This is a genomic window from Corynebacterium halotolerans, assembly GCF_050107895.1.
Classification (GTDB): domain Bacteria; phylum Actinomycetota; class Actinomycetes; order Mycobacteriales; family Mycobacteriaceae; genus Corynebacterium; species Corynebacterium halotolerans_B.
Window position 1 is genome coordinate 133,887 of record NZ_JBNILW010000002.1, and the last position, 17,636, is coordinate 151,522.

Sequence of the window (17,636 nt, forward strand, 5' to 3'; positions counted from 1 at the left end):
TTAGTGGGTTTCTACTTCACGCCGCCGCCGGAACCGGACGACCCGCCACTGGAACCGCTGGGGGCGGGGGGAGCGAAACCACCGCCGAGCCAGATGAACGTGCCGCTGTTGACCCGGTCGAGGTCTTCCATGGTGATCCGGCAGTCCGGGGTACCCTCGCCGGAGACGATGATCACGTTGTTGCCGAACCGCAGGTACTCATCGCCGGTGTTGGGGTCCGTGGCCCGGGCGGTCGGGTTACGCATGCCGGCGATGTCATCGGCCACGCCGGTCTCCCCGGCGCAGGAGTAGCTGCCGTTCGCCCCTTCCCACCGCGATGAGATCCGTTCCCCGATGGAGTTGTGGGCGATCAGGGCACCGAAGAAACAGATGATCGCGAGGATCAGGGCGATGATGCCGATGGTGCGGGCTCGTTTCGCGCTCATGGTCGGTAGGTGCTCCTTGTACTCACGATCGTCAGTTCCCCGGGGTAGAGGTGATGGGTCCACCACTGCCAGTGGTCAGTCACCCACTTCCCACGCAGGGCCGTCAGGTGGTGCGGGCCGGTGCCCGGGAACTCCACGATCAACCAGTCTGACCCACCGGCGGCAATGGCTTCGGCGCGGATGGAGAACGCCGCCGGTTCCAGCACATCCACCGAGGTGGCCAGCGAATATCCGGGCTGGTCCACCCGGGCCGGCAACGGGTGCCGGGCCCCGGTGGCCGTGCAGGAGATCTCCTCCCGGAACCGGCCGGTCGGGGCCTCCACGGTGACCACGTGGGAGCCCCCGATCACGGCGAGGTGCAGCACAGACGAACCGTCCGGGGCGTCGATGAGCAGGTCCGCGAGGATGTCCGGGAGGGGCCCGTTCCAGGCGACCCCGAGGCCGGCGGCGCGGACGTCCTTGATCGCGATGTCGAGCTGGCGCAGCATCTAGTTCCCCGGGGCGGGGTAGACCGTGATCTCGCCGGGCAGGATCTTCCAGCCGAGGGAGGCCTCGGTGGGGCCGTCCTCGCCGTAGACCTCCAGGCCGAGCAGGCGGTTGCCGCCGGTCTCGGCCATGTCCCAGTACTTGTAGCGGCCCCGCTCCCCGAGCCCGGTGGTGCCCTCCGTGGTGTACTCACCGACGCCACTCTCCACCTTGCGGTAACGCGTGCCCTCCACGGTCAGCTCCTGGGCCGGCTCCAGGTCCAGGTCCTTGCGCGACAGCCACCAGCCGAGGTTGAGCTGGCCCTCGTCATACTCCACGGACAGCCACTCTGCGCCCTTGCCGCCCTCGAGCAGGTACTCGTGCCAGGTGTACTGCCCCTGACGCAGGCGGATGGCACCGCGGATCACGTAGTCGATGCCGCCGTAGCTGATGATCGCACCCGGCCCGAGCTTGCTGGGGCTGAAGTTCGCGGAGCCGTCTGACTCCTGGAACATGTCCCGGCGGGTCGACGGCTGTTCGCCGATCCCGTCCTCATCGCGCTTGCGGACCGAGATGATCAGGAACACGACCGCCACGATCACCAGGATCACGGCGAGTACCAGCCAAACGGAGCTGCTCATGATTGTCTTGTCTTCCTCTTATCGGTGGGGTTACGGCGGTCAGCATACCGGGCGGGCTGGACACGCACATCGGGGGATTCCCGGAGCCTGGGGCGGATGCCGCGGTCAGCCGCGCGGCTCCGGCGGATGCACCTCGATGTCCTCATGGGAGATGAAGTGACCGGTGGACGCTCCCGGGGTGGCGTCCTCGCCCCAGGTCTCGAAGCGCAGGAGCTGCCGGCTGCCCTCGGTGGCAAAATCCACGAAGCGGTATTCCCCCTGCGTGACCGCGCCGGTCAGCCCGGAGACGGCGAACACCCCGTCGCCTTCGGTCAGCCGGTGGTATTCCCTGCCGTCCACCGGGATCTGCTCCACGGTGTCGTCGCTTCCGAGCTCGGCCCGGTTCGTCCACCAGCCGAGGCGGATGTGGCCGTCGATGTTCTCCACGCTGAGCCAGTGCGGGGAATCCCCACCCTGCAGGAGGTGTTCGTACCAGATCTCCTCCTCGAATTTCAGCGCCCCGGTGCCGGCGATGAGGTAGGTTTGCCCGTCCTTGGAGATCCGGGAACCGGCGGCGAGAACCGCCGGGCCGAACCGGTCCGCCCCCGTCACCCCGTCGAACGCGAAGTTGAGTGCCGGCTCCGCCCCGTCGTCCTCGGTCGGCGCATCGGCCGGGGAGCGTTCCGGCCCCTCCCCGGACACCCTGGCCTCGTGGGGATCGTGGACCTCGAGGGCCTCGTGGGCCTCAGCCTCCTCGAGATCATCCCCGGGAGAGACCGGTTCGACCGCTCCGCGCGACTCATCCCTCCTCCGTCCCATCAGCAACGCCAGTCCGGCGAGGATGATCAGCACGGCCAGGATCACCCAGATCCAGATGCCCATACGCGAAAACTCCCTTTGTGTTCTCGGGGGAAAGTCCCGACCAGACTACCTGGTCACCGGACGACGCCGAATCCCGTCAAAAGTTCCGCGTCTTCCGGCGTCTCCCCCGTGCGCCTTCCGGCCACCGCGCCGCGGAGCAGGGCGAGGGACGACGCGGTGCCCCGGCGCCCCCGGTGCCGGTCGATGGCCCCTGCCCAGTTCCTACCGCAGCACCGCCAGCGCCACGCCGGCGATCACGCCCACCACCAGCAACCAGACCGTGGCCGCCAGGGCCACCACCACCCAGTCCGGAGCACCGAGGAGCACCCAGGTGAACAGCACCGGGGAGCTCACCGCCCCGGTCAGCAGCAGCCAGCGCGGGAGCCGGTCCGCGGGAGCCCGCAGCGCCACCCCGGCCAGACAGAGCACCGCCACGGGCATGCAGAGCGCGCTCAGGGTGAGCATGATGACACCGAGCTCCATGAGCGGGCCGAACTGGAGAAAGCCCGCACCGGCGGCGAAGGTGAGGACGGTGACCAGCAGCAGCCGCCAGGTCAACGAACGGGTCAACGCGCGACGATCGGCCAGTTCCACCGGTTTTCCCTCCACATCCAGCAGCTGCCCAGCGCAGTCAATTACGCTTGGACGACAGACCGAAAGACTACTGCACCAAGGAGCATGAACAGACATGAGAAACGTCCGAGTCACCGAAGTTCCGGCCGACGTCCAGCTGATCGACGTCCGCGAAAACGACGAATGGGCGGCAGGGCACGCCAGGGGCGCCGTCCATATCCCGATGAGCGAGTTCACCTCGCGGCTGGATGAGGTGGACACCACCCGCGAGGTCTATGTCATCTGCAAGGCCGGCGGCCGTTCGATGCAGGTGGGCCAGTACCTGGAGCAGGCCCAGGGCGCGAACGTGATCAACGTCGAGGGCGGCACGGACGCCTGGGTCGCGGCGGGACTGCCCACCGACTAGACCCCAGACTTCCCCGGCGGGGCGGTCTGCTGAGACAAGGCCCGGGGCCGCCGCCCCTGCTCCAGGGGTCTACCCCGTCACCCGGGAAACAATTACCCGCGGAAATAGTTGGCCACAGCCCATCATTTTACAGAGCTATGGTGGGTGGAATAGCATGATGCCATGCCATCCCACCACGATCTCCCCACTGCGCTCCTGGAATCACCGTCCTTCCAGTTGGAGCGCCTGCGCCGTCGCACCCGCGACGAGGCCGAGCACGCCCTGAACGCGGAGAACACCTCCCTGCGTGAGTACTGGGTGCTGACCTGCCTCGTGCACCGTGACGCCGCCAGCCAGTCCGCCCTCTCGGAACTGCTGGTCATCGACGCCTCGGACATGGTGCGGTTGATCGACGCCCTGGAAGAACACGGTTGGGCCGCCCGGGAGCGGGACCCGAAGGACCGCCGCCGCCAGATCGTGACCCCGACCAAGAAGGGCCGCAACGCCCAGGAGAAGCTGGCCGAGGTGGTCACCGCCGCCGAGGACCGGGCCCTGGACGAGTCCACCTCCAAGCAGCTCAAGCACCTGCGCAAGCTCGCCGCCGCCATCATCGCCGCCGAGGAGGACTGAGCGCGCCGTGTCGCTGAGCAAGGTGCCGGCGCAGTATCTCTGCGCCCGCGACGCACCGGAGAAACGCACCCTCTATGAGGTGCTGGCCACCACGGCCGCCACCCACCCGGAGGCCGCCGCCATCGACGACGGCGAGGTCATCACCTACGCCGAGCTGATGGATGCGGTCCACGAGCTGGCCGCCGAACTCCACGCCAACGGGGTGCGCCGCGGCGACCGCATCGGCGTGCGCATGGCCTCCGGCACGCGGGACCTCTATATCGCGATCCTGGCCACCATCGCCGCCGGCGCCGCCTACGTACCGGTCGACGCCGATGACCCGGACGAGCGCGCGGACATGGTCTTCGGAGAGGCTGCCATCAACGGTGTGTTCACCGACGAGGGCTTCCGCATGCTGCGCCCGACCGCCGGCGGTGACACCCGCCGCCCGCGCCTGGATGACGCCGCCTGGATCATCTTCACCTCCGGTTCCACCGGTAAGCCGAAGGGCGTGGCCGTCAGCCACCGTTCGGCGGCCGCGTTCGTCGACGCCGAGGCCCGGCTGTTCCTGGTCGACTCCCCCGGTGGCCCGTTGGGCCCGGACGACCGCGTGCTGGCCGGCCTCTCCGTGGCCTTCGACGCCTCCTGCGAGGAGATGTGGCTGGCCTGGGGACATGGCGCCTGCCTGGTGCCGGCCCCGCGTTCGCTCGTGCGCTCCGGCATGGACCTGGGTCCCTGGCTGATCCGCCGCGACATCACCGTCGTGTCCACCGTGCCCACGCTGGCCGGCCTCTGGCCCGCCGAGGCCCTGGACCATGTGCGCCTGCTCATCGTGGGCGGCGAGGCCTGTTCCCAGGAGCTGGTGGAACGGTTGGCCACCGCCGACCGCGAGATGTGGAACACCTACGGCCCGACCGAGGCCACCGTCGTAGCCTCCGCCCAGCAGCTCCACCCGGGCCAGCCGGTGGGCATCGGGCTGCCGTTGGCCGGCTGGGACCTCGTCGTCGTAGACCCCGAGGGCAACCCCGTGGGTGTCGGCGAGACCGGCGAGCTCGTGATCGGCGGCGTCGGCCTGGCCCGCTACCTGGATCCGGCCAAGGACAAGGAGAAGTACGCTCCCCTGCCATCCGTCGGATGGGCGCGCGCCTACCGCTCCGGCGACCACGTCCGTCTGGAGGAGGACGGCCTCTACTTCGTCGGCCGCGTGGACGACCAGGTCAAGATCGGCGGCCGCCGCATCGAGCTCGGCGAGGTCGACGCGAACGTCGCCGCCCTGCCCAACGTGCGTTCCTCCGCCGTGATCGTCCAGACCACCGGGGCGGACCAGAAGGTCCTGGTCGCCTACGTCTCCCTCGAGGACGAGGCGGCCGACTTCGACCACGACGGCGCCGCCGAGCGCCTGGCCGAGACCATGCCCGCCGCTCTGGTCCCCCGCGTGTGCGTCCTGGACGATCTGCCGGTGACCACCTCCGGCAAGGTGGACAAGAAGGCCCTGCCCTGGCCACTGCCCGGTGTCACCGTGGAGGCCGAGGGGCTGACGGAGACCGAGTCCTGGCTGGCCAATATCTGGGTCGACGTCCTGGGGGTGTCCGTCCCGGACGCCGACGCCGACTTCTTCTCCCTGGGCGGCTCCTCACTGGCCGCGGCCACCCTGGTCGGCCGCGTGCGTGAGAAGGTGGCCACCGTCGCCGTCCGCGACCTCTACGATCACCCCCGTCTCGGTTCCTTCGCGGAGACCGTGGAGGGCATCGCCGCCCGATCCGGGGTTTCGCTTGACGACGCCCCGCCCGCACCACCGCGCCAGGTCTCCCCGGTCGGCGTCGGCACGCGCCTGCTGCAGGCGCTGATCCAACTGCCGATCATGACCCTGCGGGCCGGTTCCTGGGTGGCGTGGCTGGCACTGATCAACAATGTCGCGGCGGAGCTCGGCGCCGACTGGGCCGTCGCCCTGCCGTGGTGGGCGGTGATCGCCATGGTCGTGGTCCTGGCCACACCGTTCGGCCGCCTGCCGATCGGTGGCTGGGGGGCCCGCCTCATCACCGCGGGCATCACCCCCGGCAGTTACCCGCGGGGCGGGGGTGTCCACCTGCGCATCTGGGCCGCCGAGCGGCTCTCCGACGCATCCGGAGCCCGCGACATCGCCGGGGCGACCTGGGTGAACTACTACTCCCGCTCGCTCGGCGTGAAGGTCGGCCGCGGCGTCGACCTGCACTCCCTGCCGCCGGTGACCGGCCTGCTGACCCTGGGCAAGCACAGCTCCATCGAACCCGAGGTTGACCTGTCCGGTTATTGGATCGACGGCGACATCCTGCGGGTCGGCGAGATCAAGATCGGTGCCAACGCCCGCGTCGGCGCCCGGTCCACCCTCCTGCCCGGCACCGTCATCGGTGCGGACGCCCACATCGAGGCCGGTTCCACCGTCACCGGGGACAAGCCCGTCAAGGCCAACGCCCGTTGGTCGGGCAGCCCCGCCGTCAAGGTCGGCCGTTCCAAGCACCGTTTCCCGGACTACCATCCGGCCAAGCGCAGCCACTGGGTGCCCATCTACGGTCTGACCTCGATCCTGCTGTCCCTGCTGCCACTGGTCGCCCTCGGCGTCGGCGTGGCCGCGGTGATCGCGCTGCTGCAGCTGACCGGCGGGAATGCCTTCGTGGGGGCCCTGCTCTTCGCTCCGCTCGGTGGCCTCGCGGCGTTCGCCACCTACCTGGTCCTGACCTGGCTGGGGGTACGCCTCCTGGGCATCGGACTGAGCCCGGGCGTCACCCCGGTGCGCTCGCGCAGGGGTTGGCAGCTGTGGGCCACGGAACGGCTCATGGACGCCGCGCGCGACCACCTCTTCCCGATCTACGCCTCTCAGCTGACCCCGGCCTGGCTGCGCAGCCTGGGAGCCCGGATCGGCCGCGACGTGGAGATCTCCACCGCCGTGATGGTCCCGAAGCTCTCCGAGATCCGCGACGGCGCCTTCCTGGCCGATGACACCATGCTCGGCGGCTATGAACTCGGTGGCGGCTGGATGCTGGCCGGCCAGTCCCGGGTGGGCAAGCGCTCCTTCGTCGGCAACTCCGGCATCACCGGGCCGGGCCGCAAGCTGGCGAAGAACTCGCTGGTGGCGGTGCTCTCCTCCACCCCGAAGAAGACGAAGTCCAACGCCAACTGGTGGGGTTCCCCGCCCGAGCGCATGCGGCGGGTCACGGTGGAGGCCGACGGCGGCGATTCGTTGACCTACAACCCGGGTTTCGGCGTCAAGCTCGCCCGCGGTTACGTGGAGACCCTGCGCATGCTGGCCCCGATGGTCTCGGCGATGCTGCTGGCCCTGTCGCTCAGTCTCATGCAGCTGCTGTTGCGCGAGTTCGGCGGCCTGACCGGTCTGGGCGTGGCCTGGCTGCTCAGTGGCGTGATCCTCATGGCGGTGGGCGTCCTCGCGCTACTGATCACCGTGATGGTCAAGTGGCTCTGCGTGGGCAGACACAAGCCCGCCGACCACCCGCTGTGGTCCTGGTTCGTGTGGCTCAACGAGCTGCAGGACGCCTTCGTCGAGGTCGTCGCCGCGCCGTGGTTCCTCACCCCGAACCTGGGAACGGGCCAGATCAACACCGCCCTGCGGCTGCTCGGCGTGAAGATCGGCCGGGGCGCCTGGATCGAGTCCTACTGGTTCCCCGAGACCGACCTGATCCACATCGGCCGGGGCGCGACCGTGGGGCCGGGCACCGTGGTGCAGACCCACCTGTTCCAGGACCGCGTGATGAGCCTGGACACCGTCACGCTCGGCGAGGGCGCCACACTCGCCGCGCACTCGGTCGCGTTGCCCGCGGCATCGCTCGGCGGGGCCGCCACCGTCGGGCCGGGATCCCTGGTCATGCGGGGCGATCAGGTTCCGGGCAACACCCGCTGGCAGGGTAACCCGATCGAGCCCTGGAAGAAGTAGCTTCGAGGCCGGCTACCGCCCCAGTTCCCAGGCGGCGGCGAAGAGCTCCATCGACTCCAGCGCCTGATCCGGGGTGGCGCCCTCGAAGTTGATGAGCAGCTCATCGGCCCGGGCGTGGACGGCGAAGTCCGCCACGTAGGCGGCCGCCTGTTCCCCGGTCCCCTGCCCGGTGAAGTGCAGTGTCTTCGCGGCGCGGCGCCCCTGGCGTTTCGCCCGCTTGGCGAAGACCTGCTCGTATTTCTCCGCTGCCGCCGTCCCGGTGGCGGCGGCCACGACGTTGACCCCGGCGAACACGTGGGGTGCCGCGAGTTCCGCCGAGGGCTGGAAGTGCTCGCGGTAGAAGGTCACCGCCGACTCCAGGTGATCCGGTGCGAACTGGGAGGCGTACGCGTACGGCAGGCCCAGCTGTGCCGCCAGCGAGGCCCCGTACATCGAGGAACCCAGGATGTAGATCGGCACGTTCGTGCCCGCCCCGGGGAACGCCTGCACGCCCGGGATCCGCGAGGTTCCCCTGAGGTAGTGGTACAGCTCGACGACGTCCTCCGGGAAGCGCTCGGCGGCGTCGAAGGGGCGTCGCAACGCGCGCCCCGCCGTCTGCGCGTCCGTGCCCGGCGCACGGCCGAGCCCCAGGTCGATTCGGCCCGGGTACATCTCCGCAAGCGTGCCGAACTGCTCCGCGACGGAGTACGGCGCATGGTTGGGCAGCATCACGCCACCGGCCCCGAGCCGGATCGAGTTTGTCTGCGCACCGATGTGCGCAATCAGCAGCGCGGGGACGGAGGAGGCGCGGGTCTCCGAGTTGTGGTGCTCCGCGTACCAGATGCGCGAGAATCCCAGTTCTTCGGCGCGCTGGGCCAGCCGGGTGGACGAGGCGATGGCCTCATGCGCACTCTGCCCGGGGTAGATGGTGGCGAAATCGATGACTGAGAGCGGAAGGTTACGGGACACGGTGGAGTCTTTCTGCTCGGAACTTTTCCCCCACGTTAACGATCAGCGGCCATGGAGTGCGCAGCTGCGCAGCCGTGGCGCTGGTTGGGGCGGTCCTCCTCGTCCCGGCACCGGAACGGCGTGCGCGGGATTTGTGCGCAGCTGCGCAGCCGGATTTGTCATTCTGCTGGTTGGCGGCGTTCCAACCGCTGCCTGTCACATCTGCTCCCGGCGTGCACAGAGGTCCGTGCGCAGGGATTAGTGCGCAGGGATTTTGTGCGCAGCTGCGCACAGAGATTTGTGATTCAACTGCTGGGCGATGCCGAAACCGACTACCACTACTGGCTTCTCCGGCATGAGCAGGAGGCCGTGCGCAGAACCTGTGCGCAGCTGCGCAGCTGGATTTGTCATTCCGCTGGTTGGCGGCGTTCCAACCGCTGCCTGTCACATCTGCTCCCGGCGTGCACAGGGGTCCGTGCGCAGGGATTAGTGCGCAGGGATTTTGTGCGCAGGGATTTTGTGCGCAGCTGCGCACAGAGATTTGTGATTCAACTGCTGGGCGATGCCGAAACCGACTACCAGTACAGGCTTCTCCGGCATGAGCAGGAGGCCGTGCGCAGAACCTGTGCGCAGCTGCGCACTCAGGAAAGAATCGCCCGGTTACCTGCCAGCATTCACGCTGGCAGGTAACCGGGCGATGTCCGCCGGAAGCTGTTTAGATCCGGGACTGCACGATGTCAGCGACGCCGCGGTCACCGATCGCGGTCGGGTGCACCGGCATGCGGATGCCATCGCCCGCCCCCGGGATGTCGATGATCGAACGCACCCACTGATTGTCGGGAGCGGCACAGCTGCCCGTGCCTGGCTGGTCGGTGTTCACGTATTCATAGCCGAGGTGCTGGTGGGAAGCTGCCAGACCGTTGATCTTGTCGATGTAGTGCTCGAAGGGGGTCGGTACCGCCAACGGCAGGTTGCCCGGACCGCTGCTGGAATTCATGCCACCGCTGAGGTTCAGCAGGCAGATCGCACCCTGCCCGTTGCCGACTTCCGGGTAGCCGACGACCATGACCCGGGCGTTGGGGGCGATTTCGTGGATGCGGTCAACCACCGGGCCCATGCGGTCAGTCCAGGACTGCGGGGTCACGTAGTTCGCGCCGTCGAGGAACCCGAAGTCACGGCCGCCCGGAGCGGCGGGGTTCCACCCCTCCGCAGCGCCAGCGGTGATGGTCACCAGCTGGGTGGCTGGACCGATCTCGCCACGAGCGTGGGCGGTATTCATGTTGTGGATGATGCCGGGGCCGGCAGCGCCGGTCAGGGTCGTGCCGTTGCAGGCCAGGTTGACGTAGTTGCCGCCGTAGGCTTCCGCCCCGATGAGGTCCGGGTAGGCGTCGGAACGCTGGACGCAGTCGCCGGCGATCAGCCCCTGCAGCTGCTCCGGGATGTCCGGGTTGGCGGGGAAGGAATCCCCCATCGCCACATAGGCGCGGCCGGTCTGGGCATGTGCCTCCGGGGCAAACGGGGTAGCAAGTACGCCAGCCAGCATGAGCGCCGCCGCGGCACCCGCCGCGATCATCCTGCCTTTGATTTTCCGGGAAGTGGACACGCGCGTTCCTTTCGTGAGGGCACAAGAATTCTTCGGAGAGGCACCTTAACAGCGGCTATGCTCCGATGTCTGTCTACGATTGTTTTTCTTATCCAAATCGTATCATTAATCACATAAGTCACACTGGTAACAGAAAAATCAGACGATCAGGGAACCTGGGGCGTATCCACCGTCGTGTTTCTTTCCTGCATCTTTACTGGGGCTGTGCCGCGAGTAAGATCAGGCGCGTGCCCAGAGCTCTCATCCGCGTCGTCCCGGTCTTTTCATGGGTAACCAGCAGAATCCTGTTGCTTCTTTTCGCTCTCCGGCAGGAGGAGTCCCTGGGAGACGTCAAGTACTACGCCGCCGGCCTACGCGATGAGGCCGCCGGCCAACGCGCCCTGATCGAGTATCCGGATGTCTCCGTATGGCCCCTGCGGCTGATCGGGGAACTCACCGCCGACGAGCGCTCCTTCGTCATCGGCTTCGCCGGCTTCTGCCTGCTTCTCGACGCCGCGTTCTGCTGGTGGCTCGTCCGCCAGCGCGCCTGGGTAGCCTACGGGTTCTGGTTGTCCTTCGGCCTCCTGCTCGGCCCGATATTTGTCACCCGGCTAGATCTCCTCCCGGGGCTGCTCGTGGCCACCGCGGCTATTTGGATCAGCCGGAACCAGCGGCTAGCCGCTGCCCTCCTGGGTGTCGCCACGGCCGTGAAACTCTGGCCGCTCGCCCTGGCCACCGGGCTCGTCGGCCACTGGCGCTCCCGCGGCACCTGGCGGCGACTGGCCTGGTGGGGCGGTTCCCTTGTGGTGCTGGCGCTGATCACGGCAGCAACTTCCGGCTGGTGGCGGGTGATCTCACCGCTGCAGTACCAGACCGACCGTGGCCTGCAGTCAGAGACCGTGCTGGCCACCCCCTTCGTCTGGCTGGCCCGGTTCCACAGTCACTGGAACATCGAGTACGCGGACTCCCAGAGCTTCGAGGTGTTCGGCACCGGAGTCGTCGCCGCCCTGCTGGTGACCACCGGGCTGACCCTGCTGGTCGCCGCGTTCGGACTCTGGGAGACCGCCCGGTGTTTCCTGGTCACCGGCGAACCGGCCCCCGCCACGGCCCGCGCCTACTGGCTGGTCCTGGCACTGCTGATCGTGGTCACCGCCAAGGTATTCTCGCCGCAGTATCTGATGTGGGTCGCTCCCCTGGTGGCCGTGATGCTCGCTCTCGACGTTCCCCGCGGCACCCACCGCGGAGATGCCCGTGCGCAGCTGCGCAACCATTGGCAGCTTCCCTCGATCGGCGTGCTGCTCCTCCTGAGCGCCGCCTTGAGCACCTACGTTTTTCCGCTCGCCTTCGATGACTTCATCGCCGACCGGCCCGCCCTCGGCCCGGTGGCGGCCCTGACGGTGCGAAACATACTGATGCTCGCCACCACGGTCATCGCCGTGCAGTGGTACCGGAGTGCCAGGGCGGCGGATCTGCTGGTCGGACCAGCCGACGGCTCCCCTACCGGTGAATCGGTCCGGCTGTCCGGAGAACCGGTTGGCCGCCGGTAACCACCCCGGAACGGCCAGGGCCCTGCACACCAGTCACGGGGTGCAGGGCCTTCTGCTGACCATGGGAGACGTCTGAGTTTTCTAGTCCCCGATCTGATCGATGCCGCGCATCACGATCTTCGGGTCCGGTTTACCGACCACCTCGTGGTCCTTCTCGGTGTACTCGAACTTATTGAGGATATAGCGCATGGCGTTGATGCGGGCCCGCTTCTTGTCATTCGACTTGATGGTGACCCACGGGGACTCATCCGTGTCGGTGTAGCGGAACTGCTCTTCCTTGGCCCGGGTGTAGTCATCCCACTTGTCCAGGGACGCCAGGTCCATCGGCGAGAGCTTCCACTGGCGCACCGGATCCACCTGCCGGATGGCGAACCGGGTCCGCTGCTCCTTACGGGTGACGGAGAACCAGAACTTGGTCAGGGAGATCCCAGAGCCGAGCAGCATGTTCTCCAGCATGGGGACCTCACGCAGGAATTCCGCGTGCTGGGATTCGGTGCAGAAGCCCATCACACGCTCCACGCCGGAGCGGTTGTACCAGGAGCGGTCGAAGAAGACGATCTCACCAGCGGACGGAAAATGCTCGATATAGCGCTGAAAGTACCACGAGGTGGATTCCCGCGGGCTCGGCTTCTCCAGCGCGACCGTGCGGGCGCCACGAGGGTTCAGGTGCTCGTTGAAGCGCTTGATGGTGCCCCCCTTACCGGCCGCGTCCCGCCCCTCGAAGAGAATGATGTGGCGCTGACCGGTTTCCTTGGTCCAGTTCTGGAACTTCAGGAGTTCAATCTGCAGGGCGCGCTTGATGTGGTCATACTCCTCGCGCGACATCCGTTCATCGTACGGATAGTTCTCCCGCCACGTCTCGATCGAAGATCCGTCCGGACGAAGCAGTACCGGATCATCTTCATCGGTGTCGTCGACGACGTAGCCCTCAGTCTGTGCGAGATCGATGATGGGAAGTTCATCGTCATTGTGGTCAGCCATGCCGACAATTCTACTTAACCCCACGAAATTGGCTCGGCGAAACTACCCGAGTTCACCCAGCAGATTCCCTGGGCGGACCCCGGGGCAGCAGAAAAGACGAAAACTCCGGCCGGAGCCGGAGTTTTCACACCTCTTACTGAGCAGTGCTCAGCTGAAGGGATTCTGCTTAGGCGAGGCTGAGCAGGGTGAAGATACCGCTGATGATGTCGACCACCGGGGCCACAACATCGATCAGAAGACCACCGACGGAAGAAAGTTCGGCCATGATTTACTCCTTGGAAGAAATTGAAAGGAAAGGGAAGGATGCAGCGCCCGGGTATTCAGAGGACCGGGCGAAGCGGGAAGACTACTGTGCGTCCTCAGCCTCATCGTTGGAGGAACCGTCGATGGAGGAGCCGGCCTCAGCGTCGGCGTTGTCGTTGGAGGAGCCCTCGAAGGAGGAGCCGGCCTCAACATCGGTGTCGCCGGTCTCAGTGCCGTCAGCCGGAGCGTCATCGAAGTAGGAGGACAGGTTGTTCAGGGTGCCGCCGTCAGTGTTGCCCTCGGCACCGAAGAGCTCCTGGATGCCGTCGAAGATGTCCTCGATGGCGCCGAAGAAGGTGGCGAAAGTGTCGAACTGCTCAGAGATGAAGTCGAGGTTCATAGAAATACTCCTTGAGAGGAACCAGCAAATGCCGGTGAACGTCCAGGTTGCTGACACCCCTCAGGGCGTCACGCGCTTCATTCTGTCACATTTCGGTATCGCGTCAAGCGCTTCTGGGCAACAACTGTGAGCACTCTGAGCTGCCGGTTCGGTCACTCTGAATTAACCTTTCCGTCACTCAACAACAGGAAAGGGTGCCCTGACTGGGGATTTTTCAGCGGCTTTCATTAATGAGAAATGAAAGGTTCGGTAACGTCGTAACGAATTCCGCCAGCTTCCGATAACAGCGCCAGCCGGTGATACCATCGCCCAGTTTCTACCCCCATCCAGGGGAGAATCCATCCCACAGCCCCGCAGATGCAGACCCACCCAGCAAACCATAACCCGAAAAGGTGACACCTAAAGGGGTGCCCGAATAGCGCCACTGCACCCCCTGCCAGGCTCAATCCGGACAACGGCAAAAAGCCGCGGCACGGCCGTCACCTTCCGTGCTGAGCCGTCAAGCGCAACCGGGCCAGCTCCCATTTACTGAGGGGACCACTGCAACCGTAATAGCTTTCTGAGAAAAACTATCACACTGGTTACCATAAGTCTTACCTTTCGGGCATAAACCCCGACATTCCCCCAACCCGCCCGGGCCCCGGTAGAAGCGAAAACACCGCCGCCCAGGCTCTGAAGTGGAGCCTGGGCGGCGGTGCCGGGAGATGTCCGACAGCCCGCTCAGCGGGCGCGGGAGCGGGCTTAGAAGCCGCCCATGCCGCCCATCTCATCGGCGCCCGGCATAGCGGCGCCAGCCGGCTGCGGCTTGTCGGCGACGACAGCCTCAGTGGTCAGGAACAGCGCCGCGATAGAGGCGGCGTTCTGCAGCGCAGAGCGGGTGACCTTGACCGGATCGTTGATGCCGGCGGCCATCAGGTCCTCGTACTCGCCGGTGGCGGCGTTGAGGCCCTCCCCCTCCGGCAGGCCGGAGACCTTGTCGGCAACCACGCCCGGCTCGAGGCCGGCGTTGTAGGCGATCTGCTTCAGCGGCGCGGACAGGGCCTCGCGGACGATCTTGACGCCGGTGGCCTGGTCACCGGTCAGCTCCAGGGAGTCCAGGGCCTTGGCGGCCTGCAGCAGGGCGACGCCACCGCCGGCGACGATGCCCTCCTCCACAGCAGCCTTGGCGTTACGGACGGCGTCCTCGATGCGGTGCTTGCGCTCCTTGAGCTCGACCTCGGTGGCCGCGCCGACCTTGAGCACTGCGACGCCGCCGGCCAGCTTGGCCAGGCGCTCCTGCAGCTTCTCGCGGTCGTAGTCGGAATCGGAGTTCTCGATCTCGGCCCGGATCTGCTTGACCCGGCCCTCGATCTGCTCGGAGGTGCCGGAGCCCTGGACGATGGTGGTCTCGTCCTTGGTCACGACGACCTTGCGGGCCTGGCCCAGCAGCGGCAGGTCGGCGGTCTCCAGGGACAGGCCGACCTCCTCGGAGATGACCTGGCCACCGGTGAGGATGGCCATGTCCTGCAGCTGTGCCTTGCGGCGGTCCCCGAAGCCCGGTGCCTTGACGGCCACGGACTTGAAGGTGCCGCGGATCTTGTTGACCACGAGGGTGGACAGGGCCTCGCCCTCGACGTCCTCGGCGACGATCAGCAGCGGCTTGCCGGACTGCATGACCTTCTCCAGCAGCGGGAGCAGATCCTTGATGTTGGAGATCTTGGCGGAGACGAAGAGGATGTAGGGATCCTCCAGCACGGCCTCCTGGCGCTCCATGTCGGTGGCGAAGTAGGCGGAGATGTAGCCCTTGTCGAAGCGCATGCCCTCGGTGACCTCGAGGTCGACGCCGAAGGTGTTGGACTCCTCGACGGTGATGACCGAGTCCTTGTTGGCCTTGCCGTTGCCCACGGCGTACATGGCCTTGGCGATCTGGGCGCCGATGGCCGGGTCCGCGGCGGAGATGCCGGCGGTGGCGGCGATCTGCTCCTCGGTCTCGACCTCCTTGGCGGCGGCGAACAGCTGCTCGGTCACAGCCTTGACGGCTGCCTCGATGCCGCGCTTGATGCCCATCGGGTTGGAGCCGGCCGCGACGTTGCGCAGGCCCTCCTTGACCAGGGACTGGGCGAGCACGGTCGCCGTGGTGGTGCCGTCGCCGGCGACGTCGTCGGTCTTCTTGGCGACCTCCTTGACCAGCTCAGCGCCGATCTTTTCGTAGGGGTCCTCCAGCTCGATCTCACGCGCGATGGAGACGCCGTCGTTGGTGATGGTCGGGGCGCCCCAGGACTTCTCCAGGACGACGTTACGGCCCTTGGGGCCCAGGGTGACCTTGACAGCGTCGGCCAGGGTGTTCAGACCCTTCTCCAGGCCGCGACGTGCCTCTTCATCGAAGGCAATCATCTTTGCCATGTGTTGTGCTCCTTGATTTAAGTGTTGCGAGAGACGACACTCACGTCTGAGCTTCAAGCAGGCGCCCGCGACGGCACGGTCGGTGAGTGTGAACCAACCTCACCCGCTCGGTTTCCGTGGTTTTCATCTGGCACTCAAATACTTCAAGTGCCAGCCTCCGTTTTAGCACTCGAACACCCCGAGTGCAAGATTTCCGGACTTTCCGGTGCTCACCAACCTGCCCCTCCCCGCACGATCGCAGCCACCGGGTTTGCCTAGGTCACGAACACATCCGTGGACCACAGCCACACCATGAGCGCCACGATCACCAGGATCGCGGCCAGGGCGGTGGCGGCGGCGAGCAGGATCTTGCCGCGCCGTTCCCGGTTGGCGCGGCGGCGCTGGACGTCGCGCTCCTCGCCCTCCTCAACGACGTCGGCCGCGCTGCCGTGCGCGGCCGCGAGATGCTGGCTGACCGCCGGTCCGCCTCGTTGCGGGGCCGGGCCGCCGGGCAGGGTGAACTCGGGCTTGGCGAACCCGCCCTGGGGGCCGGGACGCGGATCAGGGTTGGTCATGGCGAAACTCATCCTCTCGGTGCGGGGTGAACGGGGCGGACACTCACACCAGCGCCGGGCCGGTGGCGGTGCCGTTGAACAGCCCGACTTCCGCGAACGTCTGGCGCAGCGGGTCCATGCACCGGAAGGGTGCGATGCCGATGCGGCTGATCCGGTCGCCCTCGGGTGGAGCGCCCAGCGCAGAGACCGCGTAGCAGTGGTAGGGGTAGCTGTCGGTGCCGAACAGCGGCACGGCCAGCTGGTTCAGCAGTTGGGTGGCATCCAGGCACTTGAGCAGGGACTGGACCTCCAGGTGCAGCAGATAGCTGCTCTCGGTGTCGAAGGGCTGTCCCAGCAGGGTGCTCTCACGGCGGAAGGTCGCGCCGTAGTTGCTCATCACCCGCTGCCAGTTCACGGCATTGGCACCGGCATAGTAGTAGTGGTTCTGGTTGACCTCGGCCAACTGCTGCATGGTGTCGAACTTCGACAGACACAACGCGATCGGTGGCCGGGCCTCCGTGCCCAGTACTCGCAGCACGTTCTGCAGCACCGCGGTGGGATCATCGTCCCCGACCTCGTGGGTGGGCACTGAACCGGCCAGCAGCTGTCGGATCCGGGGTACCGCCATCGGGTCGAAGAGGAAGATGATGCGGTCGGCGTAGCGGAAGAAGTCCAGCTCATCCTGGCGTTCCTCGAAGTTCTCCTCCTTCAGGTCCTCACCCGCCACGTCCCGGAAGACCACGAAGATCTTCTGCAGGTCGCCGTCCCGGTTGTGCATCCCGACGTCGAAGATCAGCGGCCGGTTCTGGTGGGCGTCGGTGGACGACGCCGGCGGGGTCGGCGGCAGCAGGCCCATGCGTTCGAACAGCGGCTTCTCGTATTTCTCGCTGTAGGTGCGGCGGGTGTGCTCATCGGCGTGGCGGAAGGTGCCGTGATTGGCGATGACCAGCTTCTTCAGCAGTTTGATGATCACCGCGATGTAGAGGCTCTTGCCAGAGGACCGTGCCCCGGCCATGGCGAAGGTGACGGTGCCGGAACCCTGCCAACCCTCCGGCAGCGGGTAGTCCTCCTGGTCCTGGGCGGGCAGGAAAGGAGAAACGCTGGCCTGCGGGTCCATGACCCGGAAGGTGTAGGGGCAGCGGGTCGGCAGCTTCCCGGAAAAATCAGGCGTGGTCATG

At 66.8% G+C, this 17,636-nt stretch carries 16 protein-coding genes; 4 read left to right on the forward strand and 12 right to left on the reverse strand.

Annotated features, from left to right (window positions below):
- Positions 1 to 11 precede the first annotated feature (11 nt).
- The 5 genes from ACQCVD_RS02940 to ACQCVD_RS02960 form a co-directional block, all read right to left on the reverse strand.
- Positions 12 to 425, reverse strand: a complete 414-nt coding sequence (locus ACQCVD_RS02940; RefSeq protein ID WP_426822204.1) for a DUF4247 domain-containing protein — start codon at positions 423 to 425, stop codon at positions 12 to 14.
- On the reverse strand, positions 422 to 913 hold the full coding sequence (locus ACQCVD_RS02945) for a DUF2617 family protein (RefSeq protein ID WP_426822205.1): 492 nt from the start codon (positions 911 to 913) through the stop codon (positions 422 to 424). The genes ACQCVD_RS02940 and ACQCVD_RS02945 overlap by 4 nt, the downstream gene beginning before the upstream one ends.
- Positions 914 to 1,531: a DUF4178 domain-containing protein gene (locus ACQCVD_RS02950; RefSeq protein ID WP_426822206.1), complete on the reverse strand. Its 618-nt coding sequence runs from the start codon at positions 1,529 to 1,531 to the stop codon at positions 914 to 916.
- Positions 1,532 to 1,636: 105 nt separating this feature from the next.
- Positions 1,637 to 2,392, reverse strand: coding sequence for a DUF4178 domain-containing protein (locus ACQCVD_RS02955; protein ID WP_426822207.1), 756 nt, complete (start codon positions 2,390 to 2,392; stop codon positions 1,637 to 1,639).
- Positions 2,393 to 2,593: 201 nt separating this feature from the next.
- Positions 2,594 to 2,965 (reverse strand): hypothetical protein, encoded by a 372-nt coding sequence (locus tag ACQCVD_RS02960; protein ID WP_426822208.1) that lies wholly within the window; start codon positions 2,963 to 2,965, stop codon positions 2,594 to 2,596.
- A 94-nt stretch (positions 2,966 to 3,059) separates the two neighbouring features.
- On the opposite strand from ACQCVD_RS02960, the gene ACQCVD_RS02965 reads away from it, so the two are divergent.
- The 3 genes from ACQCVD_RS02965 to ACQCVD_RS02975 all read left to right on the forward strand — a co-directional run bounded on the left by ACQCVD_RS02965 (position 3,060) and on the right by ACQCVD_RS02975 (position 7,863).
- Complete coding sequence (locus tag ACQCVD_RS02965; protein ID WP_426822209.1) at positions 3,060 to 3,350, forward strand: rhodanese-like domain-containing protein; 291 nt, start codon at positions 3,060 to 3,062, stop codon at positions 3,348 to 3,350.
- Between the two features lie 162 nt (positions 3,351 to 3,512).
- Positions 3,513 to 3,959 (forward strand): MarR family winged helix-turn-helix transcriptional regulator, encoded by a 447-nt coding sequence (locus ACQCVD_RS02970; protein ID WP_426822210.1) that lies wholly within the window; start codon positions 3,513 to 3,515, stop codon positions 3,957 to 3,959.
- 7 nt (positions 3,960 to 3,966) lie between these two features.
- The gene (locus ACQCVD_RS02975) at positions 3,967 to 7,863 is read left to right on the forward strand and encodes a Pls/PosA family non-ribosomal peptide synthetase (protein ID WP_426822211.1); all 3,897 of its coding nucleotides are present in this window, start codon (positions 3,967 to 3,969) and stop codon (positions 7,861 to 7,863) included.
- A 12-nt stretch (positions 7,864 to 7,875) separates the two neighbouring features.
- Here ACQCVD_RS02975 and ACQCVD_RS02980 read toward each other — a convergent pair whose 3' ends face one another.
- Both ACQCVD_RS02980 and ACQCVD_RS02985 read right to left on the reverse strand, forming a co-directional pair.
- Positions 7,876 to 8,811: an LLM class flavin-dependent oxidoreductase gene (locus ACQCVD_RS02980; protein WP_426822212.1), complete on the reverse strand. Its 936-nt coding sequence runs from the start codon at positions 8,809 to 8,811 to the stop codon at positions 7,876 to 7,878.
- A gap of 694 nt (positions 8,812 to 9,505) precedes the next feature.
- The gene (locus tag ACQCVD_RS02985; RefSeq protein WP_426822213.1) at positions 9,506 to 10,393 is read right to left on the reverse strand and encodes an SGNH/GDSL hydrolase family protein; all 888 of its coding nucleotides are present in this window, start codon (positions 10,391 to 10,393) and stop codon (positions 9,506 to 9,508) included.
- Between the two features lie 287 nt (positions 10,394 to 10,680).
- Between ACQCVD_RS02985 and ACQCVD_RS02990 the strand changes: the two genes are divergently transcribed.
- On the forward strand, positions 10,681 to 11,919 hold the full coding sequence (locus tag ACQCVD_RS02990; protein ID WP_426822215.1) for a hypothetical protein: 1,239 nt from the start codon (positions 10,681 to 10,683) through the stop codon (positions 11,917 to 11,919).
- Positions 11,920 to 12,000: 81 nt separating this feature from the next.
- On the opposite strand, the gene ppk2 is transcribed toward ACQCVD_RS02990, so the two are convergent.
- From ppk2 to ACQCVD_RS03015, 5 genes are all read right to left on the reverse strand, one after another.
- Positions 12,001 to 12,900, reverse strand: a complete 900-nt coding sequence (gene ppk2 / locus ACQCVD_RS02995) for a polyphosphate kinase 2 (protein ID WP_426822216.1) — start codon at positions 12,898 to 12,900, stop codon at positions 12,001 to 12,003.
- Between the two features lie 346 nt (positions 12,901 to 13,246).
- Positions 13,247 to 13,543, reverse strand: coding sequence for a hypothetical protein (locus ACQCVD_RS03000; protein ID WP_426822217.1), 297 nt, complete (start codon positions 13,541 to 13,543; stop codon positions 13,247 to 13,249).
- Positions 13,544 to 14,284: 741 nt separating this feature from the next.
- Positions 14,285 to 15,925, reverse strand: coding sequence for a chaperonin GroEL (gene groL / locus ACQCVD_RS03005; RefSeq protein WP_426822218.1), 1,641 nt, complete (start codon positions 15,923 to 15,925; stop codon positions 14,285 to 14,287).
- A 254-nt stretch (positions 15,926 to 16,179) separates the two neighbouring features.
- Positions 16,180 to 16,479: a hypothetical protein gene (locus ACQCVD_RS03010; protein ID WP_426822219.1), complete on the reverse strand. Its 300-nt coding sequence runs from the start codon at positions 16,477 to 16,479 to the stop codon at positions 16,180 to 16,182.
- A gap of 43 nt (positions 16,480 to 16,522) precedes the next feature.
- Entirely contained in the window at positions 16,523 to 17,635 is a 1,113-nt protein-coding gene (locus tag ACQCVD_RS03015; RefSeq protein ID WP_426822220.1) for a TRAFAC clade GTPase domain-containing protein, read from the reverse strand.
- Position 17,636 lies beyond the last annotated feature (1 nt).